The 24626-nt window shown below is 66.0% G+C and carries 21 protein-coding genes; 6 read left to right on the top strand and 15 right to left on the bottom strand.

Annotated features, from left to right (window positions below; all coding sequences use genetic code 11):
* Positions 1-3 precede the first annotated feature (3 nt).
* Entirely contained in the window at positions 4-1371 is a 1368-nt protein-coding gene (locus tag DC347_RS15170) for a UDP-glucose/GDP-mannose dehydrogenase family protein (protein WP_018761971.1), read from the bottom strand.
* Positions 1368-2522 carry a glycosyltransferase family 1 protein gene (locus DC347_RS15165; protein ID WP_026264643.1) on the bottom strand — a complete coding sequence of 385 codons (1155 nt, stop codon included), beginning with the start codon at positions 2520-2522 and terminating at the stop codon, positions 1368-1370. Before DC347_RS15165 ends, DC347_RS15170 begins: the two co-directional genes overlap by 4 nt.
* Positions 2523-2777: 255 nt before the next feature.
* Here DC347_RS15165 and DC347_RS15160 point away from each other — a divergent pair, with 255 nt between their 5' ends.
* Positions 2778-3245, top strand: a complete 468-nt coding sequence (locus DC347_RS15160) for a PRC-barrel domain-containing protein (protein ID WP_109863504.1) — start codon at positions 2778-2780, stop codon at positions 3243-3245.
* A 380-nt stretch (positions 3246-3625) separates the two neighbouring features.
* The gene (locus tag DC347_RS15155) at positions 3626-4942 is read left to right on the top strand and encodes a DUF6350 family protein (RefSeq protein ID WP_018761968.1); all 1317 of its coding nucleotides are present in this window, start codon (positions 3626-3628) and stop codon (positions 4940-4942) included.
* A 16-nt stretch (positions 4943-4958) separates the two neighbouring features.
* Here the strand turns inward: DC347_RS15155 and DC347_RS15150 are convergent, their stop codons facing one another.
* Positions 4959-5390, bottom strand: coding sequence for a hypothetical protein (locus DC347_RS15150; RefSeq protein WP_018761967.1), 432 nt, complete (start codon positions 5388-5390; stop codon positions 4959-4961).
* A 39-nt stretch (positions 5391-5429) separates the two neighbouring features.
* Here DC347_RS15150 and purN point away from each other — a divergent pair, with 39 nt between their 5' ends.
* Positions 5430-6005: a phosphoribosylglycinamide formyltransferase gene (gene purN, locus DC347_RS15145; protein ID WP_018761966.1), complete on the top strand. Its 576-nt coding sequence runs from the start codon at positions 5430-5432 to the stop codon at positions 6003-6005.
* 9 nt (positions 6006-6014) lie between these two features.
* Here purN and DC347_RS15140 read toward each other — a convergent pair whose 3' ends face one another.
* On the bottom strand, positions 6015-7367 hold the full coding sequence (locus tag DC347_RS15140) for an MFS transporter (protein WP_018761965.1): 1353 nt from the start codon (positions 7365-7367) through the stop codon (positions 6015-6017).
* Positions 7368-7510: 143 nt separating this feature from the next.
* Between DC347_RS15140 and purH the strand changes: the two genes are divergently transcribed.
* The gene (gene purH / locus DC347_RS15135) at positions 7511-9196 is read left to right on the top strand and encodes a bifunctional phosphoribosylaminoimidazolecarboxamide formyltransferase/IMP cyclohydrolase (protein ID WP_109863503.1); all 1686 of its coding nucleotides are present in this window, start codon (positions 7511-7513) and stop codon (positions 9194-9196) included.
* Positions 9197-9305: 109 nt separating this feature from the next.
* Here the strand turns inward: purH and DC347_RS21695 are convergent, their stop codons facing one another.
* Together DC347_RS21695 and DC347_RS15130 are read right to left on the bottom strand one after the other, a co-directional pair.
* Positions 9306-9479, bottom strand: a complete 174-nt coding sequence (locus DC347_RS21695) for a hypothetical protein (RefSeq protein ID WP_018761963.1) — start codon at positions 9477-9479, stop codon at positions 9306-9308.
* Positions 9463-10425 (bottom strand): serine protease, encoded by a 963-nt coding sequence (locus tag DC347_RS15130; RefSeq protein WP_018761962.1) that lies wholly within the window; start codon positions 10423-10425, stop codon positions 9463-9465. Before DC347_RS15130 ends, DC347_RS21695 begins: the two co-directional genes overlap by 17 nt.
* Positions 10426-10750: 325 nt before the next feature.
* Between DC347_RS15130 and DC347_RS15125 the strand changes: the two genes are divergently transcribed.
* A complete protein-coding gene (locus tag DC347_RS15125) occupies positions 10751-12970 on the top strand; it encodes an NADP-dependent isocitrate dehydrogenase (protein WP_109863502.1) in 2220 nt (739 codons plus the stop codon).
* Between the two features lie 88 nt (positions 12971-13058).
* On the opposite strand, the gene DC347_RS15120 is transcribed toward DC347_RS15125, so the two are convergent.
* The 7 genes from DC347_RS15120 to DC347_RS15090 form a co-directional block, all read right to left on the bottom strand.
* On the bottom strand, positions 13059-13553 hold the full coding sequence (locus tag DC347_RS15120) for a hypothetical protein (protein ID WP_109863501.1): 495 nt from the start codon (positions 13551-13553) through the stop codon (positions 13059-13061).
* Positions 13550-14746 carry a serine/threonine-protein kinase gene (locus DC347_RS15115; protein ID WP_109863500.1) on the bottom strand — a complete coding sequence of 399 codons (1197 nt, stop codon included), beginning with the start codon at positions 14744-14746 and terminating at the stop codon, positions 13550-13552. Before DC347_RS15115 ends, DC347_RS15120 begins: the two co-directional genes overlap by 4 nt.
* Before the next feature lie 272 nt (positions 14747-15018).
* Complete coding sequence (locus DC347_RS15110; RefSeq protein WP_109863499.1) at positions 15019-15834, bottom strand: hypothetical protein; 816 nt, start codon at positions 15832-15834, stop codon at positions 15019-15021.
* A 91-nt stretch (positions 15835-15925) separates the two neighbouring features.
* Positions 15926-16732, bottom strand: coding sequence for a hypothetical protein (locus tag DC347_RS15105; RefSeq protein ID WP_240617808.1), 807 nt, complete (start codon positions 16730-16732; stop codon positions 15926-15928).
* Positions 16733-17002: 270 nt separating this feature from the next.
* Positions 17003-18073: a Gfo/Idh/MocA family protein gene (locus DC347_RS15100; RefSeq protein ID WP_018761957.1), complete on the bottom strand. Its 1071-nt coding sequence runs from the start codon at positions 18071-18073 to the stop codon at positions 17003-17005.
* A gap of 119 nt (positions 18074-18192) precedes the next feature.
* Positions 18193-18900, bottom strand: coding sequence for an ABC transporter ATP-binding protein (locus DC347_RS15095; RefSeq protein ID WP_018761956.1), 708 nt, complete (start codon positions 18898-18900; stop codon positions 18193-18195).
* 2 nt (positions 18901-18902) lie between these two features.
* On the bottom strand, positions 18903-20348 hold the full coding sequence (locus DC347_RS15090) for an ABC transporter permease (RefSeq protein ID WP_109863498.1): 1446 nt from the start codon (positions 20346-20348) through the stop codon (positions 18903-18905).
* 241 nt (positions 20349-20589) lie between these two features.
* Here DC347_RS15090 and DC347_RS15085 point away from each other — a divergent pair, with 241 nt between their 5' ends.
* Positions 20590-22083: a polysaccharide lyase family 1 protein gene (locus tag DC347_RS15085; RefSeq protein WP_240617807.1), complete on the top strand. Its 1494-nt coding sequence runs from the start codon at positions 20590-20592 to the stop codon at positions 22081-22083.
* A gap of 78 nt (positions 22084-22161) precedes the next feature.
* Here the strand turns inward: DC347_RS15085 and DC347_RS15080 are convergent, their stop codons facing one another.
* Positions 22162-23256 carry a sugar-binding protein gene (locus DC347_RS15080; protein WP_043424015.1) on the bottom strand — a complete coding sequence of 365 codons (1095 nt, stop codon included), beginning with the start codon at positions 23254-23256 and terminating at the stop codon, positions 22162-22164.
* Between the two features lie 49 nt (positions 23257-23305).
* Positions 23306-24589, bottom strand: coding sequence for a multiple monosaccharide ABC transporter permease (gene mmsB, locus DC347_RS15075; protein WP_018761952.1), 1284 nt, complete (start codon positions 24587-24589; stop codon positions 23306-23308).
* Positions 24590-24626: the final 37 nt, after the last annotated feature.

Raw genomic sequence — 24626 nt, 5'->3', positions numbered from 1 at the left:
ACCTCAGCCGGCCGCAGCTGCGGCCATGACCGCGGCGGACGTTCCAAGCCCCCGCACGGTCCAGCCGTCTGCCTGCCATGCCGCGGCGTCCAGCACGTTCCGCGCGTCCAGGACCGCCCGGCGTCGGACCAGCCTGCCGGTGGCGGCAGGGCAAAGCTGCCGGTACTCGTCCCATTCGGTCAGCAGCAGCACCAGCTCTGCGTCCTGGAGTGCCCGCCTGGTGGACACCTCGAACCGGAGCCCGGGGTAGCGGCGCCACGCGTGGTTCACCGCCTTGGGGTCCGTCACGGTAACGTGCGCGCCGGCGGCGGCCAGCCGGTCCGCCACGTCCAGGGCGGGGGAGTCGCGGATGTCATCCGTGTCCGGCTTGAAGGAGGCTCCGAGCACAGTGATGGAACGCCCTGCCAGCGAGCCTCCGCACATAGCCGCTGCCAGGCCCACCGTGCGCGCCCGTTGGTCCAGGTTCACCGAGTCGACCAGGCCCATCCAGTCCTCCACGGCAGGGACGCCCAGCGCCGCGGCCTGGGTCCGGAAACTGCGGATGTCCTTGGGAAGGCAGCCTCCGCCGAAGCCCAGGCCCGCGTGCAGGTAGCGGCTGCCGATCCTCGGATCCAGCCCCATCGCTTCGCCGAGTTCGCTGACATCGGCTCCCGCGGCGTCGCACAATTCGGCGACGGCATTGATGAAGCTGACCTTGGTGGCAAGGTATGCGTTCGCGGCCGACTTGATGAGTTCCGCCGTGGCAAAGTTGCAGACCAGCCGGGGGATTCCGGCGCGTAGCAGCGGTTCGTAGACGGCGTCCAGTGCCGCCGTCACGCCCAGCGGCGCGCCGGTGTCGCGGTTGAAGGCGGCGGCCCGGCCCCCTTCCACGCCGTACACCAGCCGGTCCGGCACCAGGGAATCCTTGACGGCGGTTCCCTGCCGCAGGAACTCGGGATTCCAACCCACCAGTACGTCAGGCCGCGGCGCCAGCACACCGCGGAGCATGTCCACGGTGCCCACGGGCACGGTTGATTTGCCAACGACGACGGCGCCCGCGGCCAGGTGCGGCAGCAAGGCTTCCGAAGCGGAGACGAGGAAGGTGAGGTCGGCGGCGTCGGACGTCTTCTCTTGCGGCGTCCCCACGCACAGGAAGTGCACCTGCGCTGCCTTGGCCCCGGCGGGGTCGGTGGAGAAGCGCAGCCGGCCGGTGGCGAGGCCGTCCCGGAGGAGCTCATCGAGTCCGGGCTCGTGGAACGGTGCCGCGCCGCTGGACAGCTGCGCCACCTTGCGGGGATCGACGTCGATGCCAATCACGGTATGGCCCATGGAAGCCAGCGTTGCAGCGTGGACTGCTCCGAGGTAACCGCAGCCGATCACGGAGATTTTCACAGGGTTGCTCCCTTGCTGTTGACCGCCGTTGCCATCTGGACGTCCGCGATGACGTCGGCGTAGTGCTGCACCAGTTCGGTGCAGAGGGCGGGCCAGGTTCGGTCCTGCACGGAGGCGTGTGCCGCGGCGGCGAACGCGCGGCGCTTGGCATCGTCGCCCATCAGGTCCTGCACACGGGCACGCATGGCGGACAAGTCGCCCGGCTCGTACAGCCAACCCGTCCGTGAATTCTCGACCAGATCCAGGGGGCCGCCCCGGCCCGTGGCCACCACCGGCACGCCCGATGCCATGGCCTCCTGGATGGTTTGGCAGAAGGTTTCGAACTCGCCCGGATGGACGAACAAGTCGAACGACGCCACGGCGCGTGCCAACTCATCACCGCCCAGGAATCCCGTGAAGGCTGCACCGGGGAGCGCGGCTTCCAGTGCGGCCCGCTGCGGCCCGTCGCCCACCACCACCAGCTTCGAGTTGGGGAGCCCGGCCAGCGCGGCAAGGTCTTCCACCTGCTTTTCCACCGCGAGCCGGCCGACGTAGCCGATGATCCGCTCGCCGCCGGGGGCAACCGAAGCCCGCCACCCGTCGTCGCGCTTTCCCGGCGAGAACCGCGCGGTGTCCACCCCGCGCCGCCACATCCGCACCCGGGGGATCCCCCGCCCGCGCAACTGGTTCAGCGCGAACGTGGACGGCACCAGGGTGCGGGTGGCCAGCAGGTGGATGTTCTCGACCCGGTTCCAGGCCCAGTTCTCCAGGAACGGCACTCCGTACCGGGCGGCGTAACTGGGAACCTCGGTCTGGTAGATGGCCACCGACGGGATGCCGAGCTGATGGGCAGCCTGGGCGGCCCGCCAGCCCAGCACGAACGGCGAGGCAAGGTGCACCACGTCAGGGGCGTACTCGGCAAGGATTCGCTTGACCCGGTACACACCTCCCAGTGCCACCCGCACGTTCGTGTATCCCGCCAGCGGAACCGCGGGAAGCCGGTGGACCGCAGCGCCCTTGACCCGTCCCGGCGCCTGTCCGTCATGGGCGGACGGGGCGATGACCAGGACGTCGTCGCCCCGGTCCTGGAGGTGGTCCAGGACCCGCAGGATTGAATGGGTGACGCCATTCATCAGCGGCAAAAATGATTCGGCAACGATTGCGATCCTCACCCTTCAACCGTGGGTGGCCGCCTTGAAATGGCGGGGGAGGGGGCATGACCCGCAGGGAAAGGTTGGGTGAACAGCTGCCCCCTCAACCAGGAAAACTACTAAGTAAGCTTGGCATTTGATGCTAAGCATGCTTACGTTAAACGGGTAGCCAGCACTAGCCTCAAGCAGCCGGGGCAGGGGCCGGACACCGGGGTGACCCGGTGCCCGGGCTCCGGGCTGGCAAACCCGGTACAAAGACACAACCAAGGAGACGTCATGCTCAACAGGGAAAACCTCGAAAGCCTGCTGGCCAAGGGCGGCAACGTCGTGGGTACCGATGGTGCGAAGATCGGCTCGATCGGCCAGCTGTACGCTGACGACGACACGGGCGAGCCCACTTGGGTCACCGTCAAGACCGGCCTCTTTGGCACGTCCGAGACCTTCGTCCCGGTCGAAGGGGCCCGCAGCGAGGGAGAGGACCTGGTGGTCCCGTTCACCAAGGAGCACGTGAAGGACGCTCCCCGGGTGGACGCTGGCGGCCACCTCACCCCTGAAGAAGAGGACCGGCTGTACACGTACTACGACCGCGGCGCACGGACGTATTCGGAAGCCCGGACCGGCATGGACTCCGACGCCGGAGACGTGGACCTGCAGGGCGACGCCGACCTGAACGCCGGCACCCCCACCGCCGGAATCAGCTCCGAACGCGACACCGCACCCCGGCTTCGGAAGTACGGCCACTGACCTGGCCCCTTTGGCAGTGAACGGCGCCGGGAACCTTGGGGGTTCCCGGCGCCGCACCGCTAAGCGCTGGTGCAACCACGCTGTATGCCGTGGGTGCACCAGCCAGTAGGACGAATATCGTCAGAACTTACGGTTCATCTCTCATTCGCGGCTCCTGTTTCCCGGTTTACGGATCCGGGTCATTGGCCGGCGCGGCAAATGTCCGGCGCCGAAACACATCGCACTGCGCCCGGGTGGGCGGGTGTTGGTTTAGATACCAATTTTACGGCGAGGCCCTTGGAAAAGCGCCGGTCGCATCCCCACTTGATTGTTCACCCAGTGCCGCCGCGGAGCCTGTCGTTCGCGGGCAGGAGGCACCCGGCGTGACACCATGGAAGACGATGAAACTGCGTGCTGATCAGACCGGAAACCGTGGCCTCCCCATGCCGTTGTGGCTGCAGGGCGCCCTTGAAACAGCACAGGCGGCCGTCATTTCCGCGCTGGTGGTGATAGCCCCCATTGTCGCCGTCTGGGCCACTGCGGGTTTCCAGAACGGGCAGTTCGAGGTATTGGCCCGTTTGGCCGGCCAGTCCTGGCTCCTGGTCCATGGCGTGCCACTGGAACTCACGGGAGCGGGGCCGGCCCCGGCAGCTCATGCCGGCTCGGACATCCTGAACCTGATTCCCCTCGGCCTGACCCTGATCCCCTTCCTGCTGGCCTGGCGCGCCGGCCGCCGCCTGGCCCGGGCCTCCTACACCGACCAGCTATGGCAGGCCCTTCTGGGCTCATGGCTGGTTTACGCCGCCTTCGGTGCAGCCACCGGTTTCGTGTGCCGCAGCACCGACGTCGTCATCAATCTCTGGTATGCCATGCTGGTGCCGCTCATTCCCTACGGACTCGGCATGGTGATCGGCGCCCGCAGGGAAGCAGGCTCCTGGAGCCGGCTCATCGGCGTCGACGCGGTGGACTGGATTTCGCGCACCAGCCAGCACTCCCGCTGGGCGGGCTCATACTTTGGCTCTGCCGCGAAGGCCGGCTTCGTGGCCGTGGTGTCGGCCCTTACCTTGGCCGCAGTGCTGCTGGCCGTGGACCTGTTCATCCACTGGAACCTCGTGGTTTCTGTCTATGAGGCGCTCGACGCCGGTCCGGTAGGAGGCGCCGCCCTCACCATCGCGCAGCTCGGCTTCCTGCCGAACCTGGTGGTTTTCGCCCTCGCCTGGACCTCAGGCGCCGGTTTCGCCATGGGCGTGGGGTCCCAGGCGGGGCCGCTGGGCACCGCGGTGGGGCCCATGCCATCCGTTCCGGTCCTGGCGGCCATCCCGTCCGGCCCCATGGACTACGCGTTCGTGGCGTTGCTCGTACCGGTGCTGGCCGGCGTCGTGGCCGGGTGGTGGTTCCTTCGGGAGGGGGAGAACCACTTCGACGAATGGCTCGCCATCAAGATCCATGCACGCTGGTTCACCGCCACCGTTTCCACCCTGGTGCTCGGGGCACTCACCGGGCTGGCCGCCGGGGTGTTGACGATGTGCCTTTCCTGGGTGGCGAGGGGGTCCGCGGGACTCGGCCGACTAACGGATATCGGACCCGACCCGCTCTGGACCGGCCTGTGGGTGGCGGCCGAGGTCGGCATCGGCGTCGTCATTGGCTACGCGGCCGGGCCGTGGCTGGAACGTGAGGAAAGCGGGGCCGCGGAACGGGACGCCGAACTCGTCAGCTAGTCGCTTCGCCGGCGCGCTAACCCACTTTGGTGGGTAAGAAATTTTGGAACTGCGTCACGCACGCATTAGTCGCCCGGTCCGTCAGCGCCCGTCCCATGCATCCTTGGTAGTCGCGCACCTGGTTGAAGAAGACCATGGCGGTCACGAGCAGCGGCACCATGACCACGGCCATCACCAGGCCCGAGATGGTGCCAACCAGGACCAGTTTTGATTCCTTCAACCGGATAGCCCTGACCAGCAGGGAGATCCCCAGGGCCAGGCCGGCTGCCGTGAGGACAGTTGACAACCACAGGTAGCTGACGTCCAACTGGTAGACGAACAGAGCGCCGAGGACCGAAACCAGGAACATCCGGAACAGGGCAAAGGTCTTGGTGCGGGAGGCCTTTGCTGCCTCGCTGAGCGGGGGTTTGGCCTGTTGCTGGACGCCCCGGCCCGGTTGGCTGTTCATGTTTTCCAGCGTACGCGAGCGTGCACCTAAGCTGGACCAATGCGTATCGTCGTCCTCGTCTCCGGCACCGGGTCCAATCTCCAAGCAGTCATCGACGCCGTCAAGGCGGGGGAACTCGACGTGGAAATCGCCGCGGTGGGGGCCGACAGGGAGGGGACCTTCGGCGTCGAACGTTCCGCCGCGGCAGGCATCCCCACGTTTGTGGTGGACTTCAGGTCGTACCGGGACCGTGCGGACTGGAACGCCGCCCTGACCGAGGCCGTGGCCGCCTTCAAGCCAGACGTGGTGGTGTCCTCCGGCTTCATGCGGATCGTCAGCCCCGAGTTCATTGACGCATTCAAGGGCAGGTACCTGAACACCCACCCCGCCCTGCTGCCGGCCTTTCCCGGGGCCCACGGCGTACGGGATGCCATGGCCTACGGCGTGAAGGTGACCGGCTGCACCGTGCACTGGGCCGACGCCGGCGTTGACACCGGGCCCATCATTGCCCAGGAGGCCGTGACCATCGAGGACTCGGACACCGAGGAGACGCTGCACGAGCGCATCAAGGTCGTGGAGCGCCGGCTGCTGGTGTCCACCCTGGCCGCCCTCGCCGCAGACCCCTCGTACGCGTAGCGGTCAACCCTACTGGAGGCGGCGCTGGCGGGTTTCCGGGGAGAAGAAAGCCATCCACAGCACCGACAGCAGCACCAGGGCACCCGCCAGCGCAAAGGACGTGGCGAGGCCCAGTTCCGGCCAAAAGTAGTTGGCGAAGATCAGCGGCCCAAAGCCGGCGCCCAGGCGGGAAAACGTTGATGCCCAGCCAAAGCCGCTGCCCCGCAGTTCCGTGGGGTAGAGCTCGGAGACGTACGCATAGAGCACCGGGATGGCCACCTGCACCACGAACCCGAAGACCAGCAGCCAGAACACCGCGGCCGTGGGAATGTCCACCACGAACGCCACGATCACCAGGGTCAGGGCGGACAGCGGTCCGGTGATGGCCAGGATCCACTTGCGCCCCACACGTTCCACGAGCAGGGCTGCCGCCACCACGCCGAGGAAGCCGACGGCGGCCATGGACGCCGTGGTGACGAACGCCTTGTACTCGGCGAATCCGGCGCCGATCAGGATCCTGGGCATCCAGGTCAGGGACAGGTAATAGACCAGCAGGATGCTGAAGAACAGGGCCCAGGCGGCGGTGGTGATTTTCCAGTTGAACTGCCAGACAGAGCGCAGCTGGGTCCAGGCGCTGCCGGCCGAAAGCCTCGGGGCATCCTTGGCATCGGGCAGGCTGTAGGCCCGGGATTCGGCGCCTGTGGCCACCACCAGCCCGTCAATAATCCTGGCCGCTTCTTCCCGCCGGCCCTTTCGGATCAGGAACAAGGGGGACTCGGGGACGCTCCGCCGGACCCAGAACACCAGCAGGGCCGGGAGCACCATCACCAGCATGGTCAGTCGCCAGTCACCGTTCAGGGCCACCAGGCCGGCCGAGACGAACCCGGCCAGGGCCGCGCCAATGGGCCACCAGCCGTCCATGGCCGTCAGGACCTTGCCGCGCTGCTTCCGCGGCGTGAACTCACCCACCAGGGCGTAGTCCACCGGAATGCAGCCGCCCAGTCCGAAACCAGCCAGGAACCTGAAGATGCAGAACCACATGAAGTCGGGTGAGAAAGCGCCAAGTACGGTGAAGATGGAAAACAGGAGCAGCGTGGCCGTGAACGCCTTTTTGCGGCCCACGGTGTCCGCAATGGTGCCCCAGGCGAACGCCCCGAGGGCCATCCCGATCAGGTTCGCCGTACCCACCCATGCGGCCTCGCCCGGTGTCAGGGCCCAATGCGTGGACAGCAGCGGGATGAGGATGCCATTAAGGGTCACGTCCCAGGCGTCGAACATGAAGCCGAGGCCCCCGATCAGGAATATCCTGCCCTGGACTTTCCATCGCCAGGGCAGTTCCTGGACCACCTGTTCGCCGCTGGGCACAGTGGTGTAAGTATTCATCGCCGCCTCCTGCTGAAGACTCTATCCGGGCCCGCGGACGTTCACACTCCGGAGCACACAGGGGGTAACCGCTGCCTTCGCGATAAACTGGCCGTATCCCCACCAACCGCGGCCCTGTTCCGCGAGATAAGACGGAGACATTTGTGAGCTTCACGCAGCATGAGCGCGTATCCATTGACCGTGTACCCATCCGCCGGGCCCTCATCTCGGTGTACGACAAAACCGGTCTGGAGGAACTCGCTACGGGCCTGCACGCAGCCGGCGTGAAGCTCGTCTCCACCGGTTCCACGGCCAAGAAGATCGCCGCCGCCGGCATCCCCGTGCAAGAGGTTGAGGAAGTCACCGGTTCCCCGGAAATGCTGGATGGACGCGTCAAGACGCTGCACCCCCGCGTCCACGGCGGCATCCTGGCCGACCGCCGCGTCCCCGCCCACATGGAGACGCTCGAAAGCATGGACATTGAGGCTTTCGACCTGGTGGTGGTGAACCTCTACCCGTTCGTGGAGACGGTGAAGTCCGGTGCCGCGCAGGACGATGTCGTTGAGCAGATCGACATCGGGGGCCCCGCCATGGTCCGCTCTGCCGCGAAGAACCATGCCGCCGTCGCCATTGTGGTGGACCCGACCTTCTACGGTCAGGTGGTTGAGGCCGCTGCCGCCGGCGGCTTCGACCTGAAGACCCGCCGCCGCCTCGCTGCCAAGGCGTTCGCCCACACCGCCGCGTACGACAACGCAGTGGCCACCTGGACCGCCAGCCAGTTCCTGGATGAAGACGGCGACGGCGTCATCGACTGGCCTGCCTACGCGGGCCTCTCCCTGGAACGCTCGGAGGTCCTGCGCTACGGCGAGAACCCGCACCAGCAGGCGGCACTCTACGTGGACAAGGCTGCGCCGGTGGGCATCGCCCAGGCGGACCAGCTGCACGGCAAAGCCATGAGTTACAACAACTTCGTGGATGCCGACGCCGCCCTGCGCGCCGCCTACGACTTCAGCGAACCCGCCGTCGCCATCATTAAGCACGCCAACCCCTGCGGTGTTGCCGTCGGCTCCGCGGACGCCGCCGACCCCATCGCCGACGCACACGCCAAGGCCCACGCCTGCGACCCCGTCTCCGCATTCGGCGGCGTCATCGCGGCCAACCGCACCGTCACCGCCGGCATGGCCAAAACCGTCAAGGACATCTTCACCGAGGTCGTCATCGCCCCCGGCTTTGAACCCGAGGCCGTGGAGATCCTGTCCAAAAAGAAGAACATCCGCCTGCTTGCCCTCCCCGAAGGCTACGGCCGGTATCCGACGGAGTTCCGCCAGGTATCCGGTGGCATGCTGGTCCAGGTCAGCGACAAGGTGGACGCCGACGGCGACAACCCCGCCAACTGGACCCTCGCCGCCGGTGAGGCCGCGGATGAGAAGACCCTCGCAGACCTCGCCTTCGCCTGGACCGCGTGCCGGGCCGCGAAGTCGAACGCCATCCTGATTGCCGACAACGGCGCAGCCGTGGGCATCGGCATGGGCCAGGTGAACCGGCTCGATTCCTGTCGCTTGGCCGTTGAGCGGGCCAACACGCTGGGCGTGGAGGTTGCCTCCGACGTCGACGGCGCCGGCGGCGCCTCGAATGCGGACGCGAGCGGCGCACCTGAGCGCGCCCGCGGTGCCGTGGCGGCTTCGGACGCGTTCTTCCCGTTCGCCGATGGCCTGCAGATCCTGATCGACGCCGGTGTCCGCGCCGTAGTCCAGCCCGGTGGCTCGGTCCGCGACGAGGAAGTCATCGCGGCAGCCAACGCGGCCGGCATCACCATGTACTTCACCGGAGCCCGGCACTTCTTCCACTGATCGGCTGCATCGATTGCTCCCCACGGGTACGGAGCAATCGATGGCGGATTGAACCGACGACGGCGCCCGTCCCCTGAGAAGGGGACGGGCGCCGTCGTCTGTTGTGCGGTTAGTGCCGGGCCGCCGGGCCGGGGCCGGGTTCCGGAAGTTTTACCTCCCGGGGCCGGGCTTCAGCCATCCGCTCCTCGGTCCAGTATTCGAGGACTTCCTCGCTGGACTGTTCAAGGTCGACATGGCTGACGGGGTCCTGGTCCGGTGCGGGTTCTTTAGGATTTCGCTGCATTGGTGTACGTGGCCTCGATAACCGAGCCCCAGTAAGGGCCGTACATGACGGCGGAGCCGTTGTAGCCGTAACTGTTGATCGAGTTCTGCAGCCCGTCGGATCCGATGCCGATGAACCACGGACCGCCCGAGGAACCGCCGGTCATGTCGCACGGAATGCCCTGGGTGCCGAACTGCGGGTTGTTGGGATCGTTGCTGGCCGTGCCGGTGCAGCTCCACAGGGACGTGCCGTCGAACGGTGAGGCCTGCGGGTAGCCGTAGGCCGTGTAGGTCAGGCCGCGGGCCTGGTTAAAGGCAGTGCCCGAGCCGCCAACGACGTCTGTCAGCTTCTGGCCGTTCAAGGGGTTCATGACCGCGAAGCCGGTGTCATAGGTCATGTCCCCGGTTGAAACCCACTGGGTGGGGGCGTAGAGGGCCTTGGCGGTCCACTTGCCGTAGGGGGCTGCGCCGTTGTCGTAGGCGGGCACGAAGACGAAGTTGGTGGCGTAGGCGCCACTTTCGTTAACGCAGTGTCCGGCCGTTGCCACAGTGCTGCCGTTCGCGGAGGAGACGGCGTTGCCCGAGCACACGTAGTTGGTTGTGCCCATGGTGAAGAAGACCTTGCCGATGTGGGCGACGGGGTTTTCACTCTTGGCGATGGTGGGCTTTCCCTTGGTTCCCTTGGTGGTGGAGGGCTTGCCCTTCTCCACCACGGCGAGGCTGGAGCGGTTGCCGCGCTCGAGCGCCTTCCCTGCAAGGGTGTCACCTGGAAGGGCGCTTTGCATCCGTTCGGGGGTCCAGTAGTCAGCTGCTCCGCCGGCGTCGACTGAGATGCTGGCAACCGAGGGATTCGACGTACCGTCGGACGGTGCGGGGGTGGCGGAAGCCCCGCCGGCGGACGTAAGTGCCAGCACCGCGGCTGCGGAGAAGGTCAGGAAGCCGGATGCCAGGGACCTGGTACGTGTCATTGTTGTCCTGTCTGAACGGGGTTGGGCCCGGGATCGGGAGTGACTTAGCGAACTTATCGCCGCGCGCGGCGTTTGTACACACTCGTGACCAATCATCAGGCGGCACGAGCCGGGCGGCCGCCCGGTACCGCCCCACCTGTGGCAACGGCGGCGGTGCACCCGGAAGCGTGCCGTCGTCGGGCGTTCTCCATCGCTGTAATGCTGCTCTCACCGGGGTAATCCGGGAGGCCCGTTAAGGTTCAAACCGGCGTCCTCGGGTAAGTTGTACTTGGTGAAATAGACAAAGATTTCACAACCAAGCCGACCTTCAGGGAGACGCCCGCGCATGTCCAAGATTATCTACACCCACACCGACGAAGCGCCGATGCTGGCTACCTATTCGTTCCTGCCCATCATCGAGGCCTTCGCTTCGACTGCAGGTGTGGAGGTGGAGACCCGCGACATCTCGCTCGCCGGCCGCATCATTGCCGTGTTCGGTGACTACCTCACCCCGGAACAGCAGATCGGTGACGCCCTTGCTGAACTTGGTGAGCTGGCGAAGACGCCGGAAGCCAACATCATCAAGCTGCCCAACATCAGCGCCTCCATCCCGCAGCTGAAGGCGGCCATCGCCGAGCTGCAGGGCCAGGGCTATGCACTGCCGGATTACCCGGACAACCCCACCTCGGACGAAGAGACCGCCATCCGCTCCCGCTATGACAAGATCAAGGGCTCCGCCGTGAACCCCGTCCTGCGCGAAGGCAACTCGGACCGCCGTGCACCGCTGTCCGTCAAGAACTACGCCCGGCAGAACCCGCACTCCATGGGCGCCTGGACCGCAGACTCCAAGACCAACGTGGCCACCATGGGCCAGGACGACTTCCGCTCCAACGAGAAGTCCGTGGTCATCGAGGCCGACGGCACCATCGCCATCCAGCTGGTCCGTGAGGACGGCTCGGTCAAGGTCCTGAAGAAGGCCTTCCCCGTCCTGGCCGGCGAGGTCATCGACGGCACCGTGATGCGCGCCGCCGCCCTTGACGAGTTCCTCAAGGCCCAGGTGGCCCGTGCCAAGGAAGAGGGCGTGCTGTTCTCCGCGCACCTGAAGGCCACCATGATGAAGGTCTCGGACCCCATCATCTTCGGCCACGTGGTGAAGGCCTACTTCTCCGAACTTTTCGAGACCTACGGCAAGCAGCTTTCCGCCGCCGGTATCAGCCCCAACAACGGCCTCGCCGCCATCCTGAGCAGCCTCGAGGACCTGCCGGCGGATGTCCGCGACGGCGTCCAGAACCTGATCAAGAAGGGCCTGGAAGATGGCCCCGCGCTGGCCATGGTGGACTCCGACAAGGGCATCACCAGCCTCAACGTGCCCTCCGACATCATTGTCGACGCCTCCATGCCGGCCATGATCCGCACCTCCGGCCACATGTGGGGCCCCGACGGCAAGGAAGCCGACACCCTGGCCGTCCTGCCGGACAGCTCCTACGCCGGCATCTACCAGGTGGTCATCGATGACTGCCGCGCCAACGGCGCCTACGACCCCACCACCATGGGCACCGTCCCGAACGTTGGCCTGATGGCCCAGGCCGCCGAAGAATACGGCAGCCATGACAAGACGTTCGAAATCCAGGAAGCCGGTACGGTGCAGATCGTTGACGGCAACGGCAACGTCCTGATCGAACACGACGTCGTCCCCGGTGACATCTGGCGCGCCTGCCAGACCAAGGACGCCCCCATCCGCGACTGGGTCAAGCTGGCTGTCACCCGCGCCCGCGCCTCGCAGACCCCCGCCGTGTTCTGGCTGGATGAGGAGCGTGCCCACGACGCCAACCTCATCGCCAAGGTCAACGAATACCTGAAGGACCACGACACCGAGGGCCTGGACATCCGGATCATGTCCCCGGTCAAGGCCATCGCCTTCACCCTGGAGCGGATCCGCAAGGGCGAGGACACCATCTCCGTCACCGGCAACGTGCTCCGCGACTACCTCACGGACCTGTTCCCCATCCTGGAACTGGGCACCAGCGCCAAGATGCTCTCGGTTGTGCCGCTCATGAACGGTGGCGGCCTCTTCGAGACCGGCGCCGGCGGTTCCGCCCCCAAGCACGTCCAGCAGCTGCTCAAGGAAAACCACCTTCGCTGGGACAGCCTGGGTGAGTTCCTGGCCCTTGCCGTCAGCTTCGAGCACCTGGCCACCACCACCGGCAACGCCCGCGCCCAGGTCCTCGCAGACACCCTGGACCGCGCCACCGGCACGTTCCTGCTCGAGAACAAGTCGCCCAGCCGCCGCGCCGGCGAGTTGGACAACCGCGGCAGCCACTACTTCCTGGCCCGTTACTGGGCTGAGGAGCTGGCCAAGCAGACGTCCGACGCCGACCTTGCCGCCGCGTTCAGCTCGGTCGCCAACGAGCTTTCTTCCAACGAGGAAACGATCGTTGGCGAGCTGGCTGAAGTCCAGGGCTCGCCAGTAGACATCGGAGGATACTACCGCCCGGATGACGCCAAGGCCTCCGCCGTGATGCGTCCTTCCGCCACCCTCAACAAGGTCATCGCCAGCCTGGCCTAGCCGCCGCGGCTTCGGCAGCAATGAAAGGGGCGGTGCTCCGGATGATTCCGGGGCACCGCCCCTTTGCATGTCGGCGGATGGGTGCAGGTCAGTTCTTGCCCTTGCCCTTGTCGCCGCCGCTGTTCTTTGCGCCGCCGCTGCCGGAACTACCTTGGGCGGGGGCAGGCTGGGGCACGGGCGCATCCGCCGTGGGGTACGCGCTCTGCGCCGCTTGCTGTGCTGCTGTCCGCGCGTCCTCGGCGGCCTTGGCGGCAGCCTGCTGGGCGGCAACGGCCTCGTTGAGGTCTGCCCTGACGGCGCTGGCGACCGTGGTGATGCTGCGGCTCCGCTCCTCGGAGACCTGGCCCTTCGCCGTTGCCGCTGAGAGGTCGGATTCAAGCCCGTCGAGCGCCTTCAGGGCCGAGGCAGGATCGTCCTGCGAGGCCGCCTGGGTAACCTCAAGTACCCGCGCCTGGAACTGTGTGGCGGCCTCCCGCTGCAGGCCGGAACCGGGCGAGGCACACGCGCCCAGGAAACCGGACACAAGCAGCGCCGCGGTGCCGGCCAGGGCAAACCGCGCCACTGTGGTCGGGTGCAACGTCACGGGGCCACGCTCTTTTGGAGTTCCTTCAGATGGTCACCCAAGGTGCCAGTGACCGTGGGATAAGGGACGACGTCGGCGGGCCGGGCGGAGACGCTGATCATCACCGCTGCCGCAGCAGCGGCAACCACCAGTACGCCGAGGACCACGGCCAGCCAGATTCGCTTGCTCCACAGGAACCGGCGCAGCGAAGAGGCGCTCTTCTTTTCAGGGCGCCGCGCGCTCCCAGGGGCAGCCGCTTCCCGCAGCTCATCCATCGATTCTTCGGCAGTGATGGACGGCGGGTGGAAGGGCATGGCGGGCAGCACCCGGGTGGTCTCCGCAGCCAGTTCCCCGGGGGTGGAAGCGGGCGAGACGAGGGCCTGGCGCAACGAGGTCTCGATGTCGGCAGCCGTTGGCCGTTCAAGCGGCTCGATGGACGTCATGGAGCGGATGAGCTCAGCCCATTCGGAGGGCACGCCGTCGGGAATTTCAGGGGCGCGGTGCAGCCGCGCCACAGCCGATTCCACCGCACTGCCGGGATACTCCACGGTGCCCTTAATGCACTCGAGCAACACCAGCCCCAGCGAGTAAATGTCGGTTGCGGGGGACAGGGGCTTGCCGAGTGCCTGCTCGGGGCTGAGGTAGGCGGCGGTGCCCACCATGGTCCCGGTGGCAGTGAGCCTGGTGGAATCCACGATCCTGGCGATGCCGAAGTCCGTGAGTTTCGGGCGCAGCGGCTCGCCGGGACGGATCTGGACCAGCAGGATGTTGCCGGGTTTGATGTCGCGGTGGATGATGCCCAGGCCGTGGACGTAGGCCAGGGCATCGGCGATGCCGGCACCGATGACGGACAATTCTTCCAGGGGCACCCGGCTGTGCCGGATGCGGCTGCGGAGGTCTTGTCCGTCGACGAGCTCCATGGTCAGGAAGGGCCGTGGTTCGTCCGGGATCCGGTCATCAATCCCGGCGTCGAAGAGCGTGACCAGGCCGGGATGGTTGAGCGTGGCAAGGAGCTGGATCTCGGCTTCCTGGCGCTTGAGTTCGTCCGCGTCCGGGGCCTGCGGAGCGAAGAGTTTCAAGGCGACGTCGCGGCCGAGGTTTTCGTCGCGGGCGCAGTACACCGATGACATTCCGCCGCGGCCGATTACTTCGCTCAAACGGTAACGTCCGCCGACCACTTCATTCTTGATGGAGCTAGGCGATTCCGCCACCATGACCGTTCCTCCCGGTGCGCTGCGGCACTGTCGTACCCCAAATTATACGAGGGGCGCGGTTAAACCACAGATTTGGCGGTGCGCATGCCAACGGTCCGGCGGTGTGTTGAAGCATTTCCGCCGGACCATTGGCTACAAGGACATGTGTGCTGATGACATGTTTTGTGTTGTGCTCAGGTTTGTTCCGGGTGGATGTCCTCCTCTCGCCGGCCCGCACGAGGCAGCCCTTTCAGGCGCCTCCGCGCGGGCGCTGCCTATTGAAAAACGAACCCCTAGGAGACCTTGCGTTTCCGGAGCACCAGAAGTCCTGCCACCAGGAGCAGCAGTGCCAGAGGCGCCAAGGATCCATCCCAGCCGGTCTTGGCGAGGCTGGTGTTCGCGGTTCCCGTGGTGGCGAGGCCGGGACGGCCCTGCGCGGGGTTGCTGAGCGGGACAGTGACAGGTGCGATGGCTCCGCTGACGGCCCTGGAGCCTGCGGATGACGCCGGGACGTCGCCGGAGGCAGCATTGCTTGCGCCGGGGGTGCTTGTTCCGGGATCAGCTGTTCCGGCGTCTCCGGCGGTGCCGTCTGTAGTCCCGGTGCCGTTGGTGCCGAGGCCGAGGTTGACGTCGGCTGCGGCTGCGAGGTCGGTGGTGCCGGTTGCGGGGGTGGTGGCGGTGCCGAGGTTTACGGCTGTGCCGAGGTCGGCGGTTGTGCCGTCTGTGGTCCCGGTGCCGTTGGTGCTGAGGCCGAGGTTGACGTCGGCTGCGGCTGCGAGGTCGGTGGTGCCGGTTTCGGGGGTGGTGGGGGTGCCGAGGTTTACGGCTGCCCCGAGCTCGGCGGTTGTGCCGTCTGTAGTCCCGGTGCCGTTGGTGCCGAGGCCGAGGTTGACATCCACTGCAGCGGCGACGCCCGTTGAGCTGGACGGCGTTGGGCCACCCAGCAGGCCCAACGACGTCGAGTCAGCGGGCGCCGCCGAGATCAGGGCGGACGCGGAAAGATCCGTCCCGCTGGTTGTGTCCGCCCCGTTGGCGGCAGCGCAGCCAAAGGCCAGAAGGCCGCCGGCAAAGAGGGTGCAAAGCAGCCCCCTGCGAAGGGTGCAGTTCATGATGGTGACTCCTGAATGGTTGATGTTGTTCGGGCGCTGATCAGCTGCCCGTATAGCCACGTGCTGCCCGTTAGAGGGCAGGCGGCCTCAACTAGTCAGGGGAAGAACCGGGGTCGAATGACACCGGCGCAGGGGCGTGCTCGAAGGTCTCACCGGCGGGAACAGCGCCGGGACGTTCAAAGCCAAAGTAGGCAGGGCTCAGCCATGCTGCGGCACCGGCTGCACCGCCGGATGATGCACCGCTGCCCGTGCCGGATGCCGGTGCGGCAGGAACCTGGGCAGGCAGCGGTGCCGGATCGACGGGAAGGGGCTGTCCTGAAGCGGGCCCAGCAGGGACAGACATGCCAGCCTGCGGGGCAGACGTGTTCGCCAAGGCTGCGCTGCGTACCGTCACAAAGCCAGCGCTGCTGCTGCCGGCCGGCGCCGTGGGCAACGCCCCTGCTCCCTGATCCGCTTCCGGGAGCATTCCCGGTACATCCGGAAGCGCTTCCAAGGCCTCGGGCCCAGCTGCGGGAACAGGAGCAACCACGGAAGGCAGATCTGCCAGCACGGCGTCGACGGTCGGAGCGGGAAGCGGAAGCGGCGTTGCGGTGGCACGGGTCAGAAGATCAGCAACCGGTTGGAGCGCCGGTTCGAGTGCCGGGACGGCCTCGGCTGCAGGGGCCGCAACAACCTCCGTCACCCCGGCCGCTATCTGGTCGGCCATGCCACCAACTGCAGCGGAGACAGCGGAAACGCTTCCCCCCGGAACAAGCTGGTCCACCACGGGAACCGTGGAAATGGTGGTGTCCCCAGCCTCGGATTCAAGCGGTGCCACCGTCTGCACCAGTCCGGGTGCTGCAGCAGGTCCGGCCGGAGGGGCCACTGGGGACGCCGGATTCGCAAGATCGTGGGTCATTGCTGAAACCGAGCCGGTCACGTTGCCGAGCAGGGGCGGGGAGCCAGGACCGGAATCCGCCGACGCTGTGGCTGATGACAGCGTCAGCCACAAGACTGCGGCCGCTCCGGCGAGGAGCGCAGGGCGCAGGGCACACCATGGCGAACTCCTTCGAGCCATGCGTACCACCCCCCAGTGACCGGCGCAATCGATGCTGCCTACAGGGTAGGACCGGGCATTCCGGGAAGTCTAGGGGTTGGCGCAAACAATCTGGGAACTCCGCCCCAAGCCCTAGCGGTTGTCGTTCGGGTAGGTGACGCCCAGCTGCGCGCGAACGCCGTCGAACAGCCGCATCGTGTTAAGTGAATCCTCCAGCGGCATCACCGGGCTCTCCGTGAGCCCCTGTTGGACGCACCTCATCACTTCGCGCAGCTCGTAGGTGTAGCCTTTCCCGACGACGTCGAACGTTTCCGTCCGGCGGTTCTCCCACCCGTTGGCGATGATGAGTTCGCGCGGACTGTTGATCGACCCAACGCTCTGCAGGAACCCCAGGCTTCCGGCAACAGTGGCGGTACGGGGCCCATGGGCCAGCAGCGATGAGGTGAGCTGGACCTGGGCCGCGTGGCTGTAGCCGAGGGTCATCGCGTTCTGGGCGTCCACGCCGTCGTCGTTCACGAATCCGGTGGCGCTCACGGTCTGCGGAAAACCGAGGGTCCCCAAGGCCCAGAGAAGCGGATAAACCGACAGATCCAGCAGCGCACCCCCGCCGTCTTCGCGCGCCCAGAGCCGGGCGGTGGGGGAGTACGGTGCAGGAAAGCCGAGGTCGGCGCTGATCCAGTGGATGTCGCCCAGTTCACCCGATGCGGCAATTTCGAAAGCCCGCTGCATTGACGGCAGGAACCGGCTCCAGACCGCCTCCATCAGGAAGAGCTTGTGTTTGCGGGCGACGTCGATGAGTTCGGCCGCTTCCCGGGCGTTGATGGTGAAGGCTTTTTCGCACAGCACGTGCTTGCCGGCGTTGAGGGCGGCGAGGACAATCTCGTGGTGCTGCGCATGGGGCGTTGCGACGTAGACGATGTCCACGGCGTCATCGGCGAGGAGCCGCTGGTAGCCGGGCACGCCGTCGTCGTCCCCGTAGGCTTTCTCAAAGTCGTAGGCGACAGCGAACGCGTCCGCAGAGTCCTGGGCCCGGGAACTGACCGCGTACAGCCGGGCGTCCTGGAGCAAAGCAAGATCTTGTGAGACGGCGCGGGCAATGCTGCCTGTTGCGATGATTCCCCAGCGCAGGGGCGTTCCGGTGGCGGAGCGGGGGTCCTGGTCAGGCTGGCCGGTCAGCCATGGCGTGGCGATGGGAGCAGTCATAACTGCCATCCTGTCACAGCGCGCTGCGGGGTGGGGGAGTGCGCCGCCACGGGGGAGGACGGCACCAGCACAACGGGCCCAAGGCGGGGCGCGGTGCCCCGCCTCGAGCCCCGGACGCCTCAGGCAGAAGCGGCGACGGCGGCCCGGCCGCGGACGGGTTCCTCCGTCAACTTGCCCTGCTGGAGCCGGAAACGGCGGTCGGTCTTGTTGGCCAAGGCGCGGTCGTGCGTGACCACCAGGATGGTGGTGTTGTGGTCCCGGCTCAGCGAACTGAGGAGCTCGATGATGTGGTCGCCGGTTTGCTCGTCCAGGTTCCCGGTGGGCTCGTCGGCCAGGATGAGCTTGGGTTCGTTGGCCAGTGCCCGGGCAATGGCCACGCGCTGCTGCTCGCCACCGGAGAGCCGGTTGATGCGCCGCTCATGCTTGGAAGGGTCCAGCTGGACCTGCTCCAGCAACTCCTTTGCCCGCTGCAGCCGGGCTGCCTTGCGCATGCCGGCGAACTCCATGGGCAGCATGACGTTGTCCACTGCCGATAAGTTGGGGATCAGATTGAACTGCTGGAAAACGAAACCGATATCGCGCCGACGGTACTCGGTCAGCTTTGCGTCGGGCATCCTGGCGAGGCTGACCCCGTTGACCAGCACGTCACCGCTGGTGGGCTTGTCAAGCGCGCCCAGGAGGGACAAGAGGGTGCTCTTGCCACTGCCGCTCTTGCCAACAATCGAGGCAAGGGTTCCTTGCTCCAAGGCGAAGCTGACATCGTTGACCGGCTTGATGGTGCGGTCACCGGAGTTGAAAGTACGGATCAGGTTCTTGACTTCAATCATGGCTATTCTCCTCGCAGGACTTCGACGGGACGGATACGCGCCGTGAGCAGCGCGGGAACCAGGGCGCCGACGATGGCGACGCCGAAGACGGCCGCAATGCCACCGGCGATGACTCCCGGCGATGCGCTCGCGGTCACGGAGTTCAACAGCTGGGAGGCGCCACCCAGGGGACCGCCCTGGCCACCGGGGAAGCCACCGGCCCCGCCCGGGAATCCGCGGCCGGTGGTTGTGGCCGCCGTCGTGGTGGTGTTGCTGCTGATCAGGGCAGAGGCAATGCCGCCGCTGGCGAATGATGCGATACCGGCTCCCACCGCGCTGCCCAGTGCGGCGAGGACCAGTGCTTCCAGCACGAACTGCAGTCCGATGGTGCGGTTGGGTGCCCCGATAGCCTTCAGTACGCCGATCTCGCGGCGGCGCTCGCGGACCAGCATGACCATAATGAGCAGGATGATCAGGCCTGCCGTGCCAAGGGCGGCGATGAACGCGATCAAGGCAATGTTCTTGACGCTGTCCAGGGAGCTGACCGCCGTCTGCAGGTTCTGGCCTTGGGTGACGTCAGCCTTGTCGGTGCCGAGAGCCGATTGCAGCGCTGTCTTGGTGGAGGCCACATTGTCCATCGAGTTGACCGTGACAATCATGCTGGACAGCTCATTTTGCGTCCCGGCCAAGGTCTGGGCAGTAAGCAGTGTCACGTATACGGCGTTGTTGCCGAACGCGGTGCCTGCATCGAACAGTCCCGCCACTGTGTAGGCCTGGTCATTGATGGTGAAGGTGGAACCGATCGTGAGGTTGTTCTTCTCAGCCAGTGTGGTGCCGAGCAGCGCGCTGGTCGAAGCGGTTGAGTAGTTACCGAGTCCGGAGCCCTGCGTGATGTTCAAGGCTTTGCCCGTGGTGTCCACCTCTGCGCCGATCCCCGTGGCAGTGATGGGCAGGGACCTGACGGCCTGGGTGCCCCCGGTGGAACCGGTGGAACCGGTGGTTCCGTTGGCCTGCTGGTTGCGGTTGCCCAGCGTTCCGGCGTCCACCGCAGCGGTCAGGCTGGTGGTCAAGGTGGTTGCCGACTGGCCGCCGGGGCCGCCCTGCCCGCCCCCGGGACCCGCCTGGCCTGTCTGGCCAGCGGCTGCCTGCGCTGCGGCTTCAGCGGCATTGCGGAGGCGGAGCGATGAGGTCCCGACGACGGCACTGACGTTGGGTACGGCGGCCGCGGCGGCCGCCTGGGCGGCGGTGAGGGGCTCCCCGCCGCCTTCGAAGCCTTGGCCGCCGGCCGGGTTGACAGTCAGGACGGTGCCTACGGAGGCGTTCAGCTCCCGGACTTTGGCTCCGACCGCCTGGTTGGCCACCAGCATGGCCAGGGCCAGTCCGATGGCGACGGCCAGCACCGCGACAACAGCTGCGGTGCGGACCTTGTTTTTGAAGGCATTGCCTACGCTTCGGGCAAGGACGCTCACGTTACTCCTATGACTCAGGTGCCGGCGCGGAGGGCCGGCTTCGCCTCAACACTCGCCGGGCATGCTGTGCGTGAATCCGGCCACCTGTGTTTGCGCTGTGAAGCGCTATTGACAGCTTTGTCACAGGAGTACTAAAAATTAAGGAACTCCTCAGAAAACGCTTTCTGAACTGAGTCGCAACCCATCCGATGCACCACGTACCAAGGCATGTGGTCTATTTGGCATGCCGGAAACCAGGCCAATGACGTCCCTGAACACCCTCCGACCTTTTCCATCCATGCAGCGGGGCCTCCCGCGCCTCGCTATGATCGCCACCTCCGTCGGCTGCGCACTGGCCGTCGGACTTTCCGTGGCAGCCCCCGCCCCGGCCACCCCGGCACCAACCGGCGGCGGCACCATCCGCGCTGATGATGCGGCACCTGCCGGTTGGGCCGCCGTCGGAAGCGGTACCAATGGGGGTGCCGGCGCACCCGCCGCAAACACCTACGAGGTGAATACCCTTGCCGGGCTGAAGGCTGCGCTCGCCAACCATGGCGAGCCAAGCGCGCCGAAGGTTGTTTACGTCCGCGGCACTATCGACGGAAACCAAGCCCCGGACGGCCGAATCCTCGGGGAGCAGAATTACGCGTCCGGATACGACATCACCAAGTACATGTCCTGCTTCGGACCGGAGGGAAGGGTGTGGAGCGACCAAACCTTCGATTACTGCAAGAAGCAGCGCCAACTCCGGCAGACCGGCAGCAACAACATGAAGCGGCAGATTGAGATCAGCATCCCCAGCAACACCACCCTCGTAGGGGCGGATGGGGGCGCCGGCTTCGTAGGTGCAAACATCGTCATCCTGAACGCCTCGAACGTGGTGATTCGAAACCTCAGCATCGAAGCGCCGGTGGATTTCTTCACCACATGGTCTCCCGATGACGGCGACGGAGCCTGGAATGCGCGCTTCGATGCTGTTTCTTCGGTGACGTCCCACCACGTGTGGATAGACCACGTCCACTTCTCTGACGGCAGGTTCCCCGATGCGGAGGCGCCGATGGGCTTCCGGGGCAAGCCTGCGAACCGGCACGATGGACTGCTGGACCTGAAGGACGGCACGGATTTCGTCACCGTTTCGAACAGCAGGCTGTCCAACCACGACAAGACCATGCTCCTGGGGTCGGGCGATGAGCACGTGGACAAAGATGGCGGCAAGCTTCATGTCACATACATCGGCAACCTGTTCGAGAACATCCAGCAGCGGGGACCGCGCGTACGCTTCGGCGAGGTCCATGTGGTGAACAACTACTTCGTTGGCAGCACGGATGATCCCGAGTACCCCATGATCAGCGAAGGGCAGGGCGGCCACAGCTACTTCCTCGGCGCCGGATATGAATCACGAATCTTTTCAGAGCGAAATGCGTTCGAATACACCGGTCCCGGGGCTGACCAGAGCGTCATGGTCAGCAGCTACAACGGCAACCGCTTCAGCGATACCGGGTCCTGGTTCAACGGGGCCGAAGCAGACCTGAATGCCATAGCCCGTGCCTCCTTCGACCAACATCGTGCGCAAGCCCTTGCCGAAGCAGAAGAGACCGGAACTATTGCCCCGGACTGGACCGGTTGGGACTTCACCACGGATGTGGGCTGGAACCCCGCCGACGCCTACGCCTACAAGGCGTTTACCACCCCTGCGGCCGTGAAGAACCACGCGCTGCAGTTCACCGGTCCGGGAGTGCTCCGGGTCCAGCGCTAGGCAGACGCAGGAAAGCCCGGCCCCACGAAGGGACCGGGCTTTCCTGTAGCCGGTTTTACGCCGGCTGTTGCACGGGTGCTACTTGGTGATCGGGCCGAGTACGGGGTCGTCCGTGTAGGCCGTCTTCACGTTGGCGGAGGTCACGATGACCGGCTCCAGCAGGTAGGCGGGTACAACCTTGTTGCCGTTGTTGTAGGACTTGTCGTCGTTGACCTCAGGCTTCTTGCCGGCCTGCAGGTCCTTGACCATGGTGATTGCGTGCTCAACGAGCTTGCGGGTGTCCTTGTTGATGGTGGAGTACTGCTCGCCGGCGAGGATGGACTTGACCGACTCAACCTCGGAGTCCTGGCCGGTGACCACCGGGATCGGCTTGCCTGCGGCCTTGACGGAGGTCAGGATCGCGCGGGCCAGGGTGTCGTTGGGGGACAGGACGCCGTCAACGTTGGCGCTGCTGTAGCTGCCGCTGAGCAGGGTGTCCATGCGGCGCTGGGCGTTCTCAGCCTTCCAGCCCTGGGTTACGGCCTGCTCGAAGCTGGCCTGTCCGGAGACAACCTTGAGGGTGCCGTCGTCGATCTTGGGCTTCAGGACGCTCATGGCGCCGTCGAAGAACACCTTGGCGTTGGCATCGTCCGGTGAACCCGCGAACAGTTCGATGTTGTAGGGACCGGACGGCTTCTTGGCCTTGAGGCCGTCCAGCAGGGCCTGGCCCTGGAGAACGCCGACCTTGAAGTTGTCATACGCCACGTAGTAGTCCACGTTGGCGGTGTTCAGCAGGAGGCGGTCGTAGGCGATGATGGTGGCGCCTGCGTCCTTTGCCTGCTTGAGCTGGGTACCCAGCTGGGAGCCGTCGATGGCGCCCACGATGATGACCTTGGCACCCTTGGTGACCATGGCGCTGATCTGGTTCTGCTGCTCGGAAACGCCGCCGTTGGCGAACTGGACGTCAGCCTTGAACCCTGCGCCGTTCAGGCCGTCGTTAAACAGCTTCTCGGCCAGGACCCAGTTCTCACTGGTCTTCTGCGGAAGCGCGACGCCGATGGAGGAGTTCTGGTCGAATCCCGCGGCACCGCTGCTGGAACCACCGGAGGGTTCCGAGCGTCCACAGCCCGTCAGCGCCAGTGCTGCGATGGCAGCAACCGCTGCGGCCTTCCCTGCTTTACCAAACATTCGCATTGTTGGTTCTCTTTCTTTGTGTGATGGAACAGTATTCAGGCTGCAAACTTCAGGCTTCCCTGGCGATCGCTTCCTTGGTGGAGGTTGTTTCGTCAGGCTGGATGGGGCCGCTGGGGCCGGCGGTGTTGCGGTTCATGTTCCGGGTCAGCATGCCGATGATGGACCGCTTGCCCTGGGACTTGTTGTAGACGTCGAAGGCGACGGCGATCAGGAGGACCAGGCCCTTGATGATCTGGGTGAGGTCGGCGCCGACGCCCAGGAGCTGCAGGCCGTTGTTGAGCACGGCCATGACCAGGCCACCGATGATGGAGCCGACCACGGTGCCCACGCCGCCTGTCACTGCCGCGCCGCCGATGAAGACAGCGGCGATGGCGTCCAGTTCCCAGCCGACGCCGTCAAAGGGGCCGGACGCGGTGGAGCGGCCCACGAAGATCATGCCGGCCAGCCCGGCCAGGATGGACATGTTCATCATGACCAGGAAGTTGACCTTCTTGGACTGGACGCCGGACAGTTCGGCTGCGTGGCGGTTGCCACCGACAGCGTAGACGTGGCGGCCAACGACGGTGCGCGAGGAGATGAAGCCGTAGATCAGGACCAGGACGGCCAGGATCAGGCCGGGGATGGGGAAGGACGTGCCGGGCCGGCCCGTGGCGAACAGGTACGTGGCGTAGAGGATGGCGGCGCAGATCAGCACCAGCTTCACCACGGTCACCCACATTTCGGGGACGCCGGCGCCCAGCGCCTTGGCCCGTGCCCGGGCCCGGAGTTCACCTACGACGACGAAGACCGCAACGGCGATGCCCATCAGGAGTGTCAGGTTGTTGAACCCGGTGTCCGGTCCTACCTCCGGGAGGTAGCCGGAGCCGAGGTACTGGAAGTCTTCCGGGACGGGAATGGTGTTGGACTTGCCTACGAACTGGTTGAAGCCGCGGAACAGGAGCATGCCTGCCAGGGTGACGATGAAGGCCGGAATGCCCACATACGCTGTCCACAGGCCTTGCCAGGCTCCGATCAGGGCTCCGAGCAGCAGGCCCAGGAGCACGCCCGCATACCAGGGGATTCCCCAGTCGCGGATGGCCAGGGCGACGCTGACCCCGACAAACGCCGCGACCGAACCGACGGAAAGATCGATGTGGCCGGCGATAATCACCAGGACCATGCCGATCGCCAGGATCAGGATGTAGGAGTTGCCGTTGAAGAGGTTGATGACGTTGCCGGGAGTGAGGGTGCGGCCGTCGGTGAAGATCTGGAAGAAAATGATCAGCGCAACCAGGGCGAAGATCATGCCGAATTGGCGGGTGTTGCCGCCAAACAGCTTTTTGAGGGCGTTCATGGTGTCAGTCCTTGTGTCCGGAAGGTTCTGGGGATTG

This window comes from Pseudarthrobacter sp. AG30 (genome assembly GCF_003116525.1).
Lineage (GTDB): Bacteria > Actinomycetota > Actinomycetes > Actinomycetales > Micrococcaceae > Arthrobacter.
Note: the sequence above shows the minus strand (reverse complement) of the source record. Positions and strands in the feature narration are given on the sequence as shown.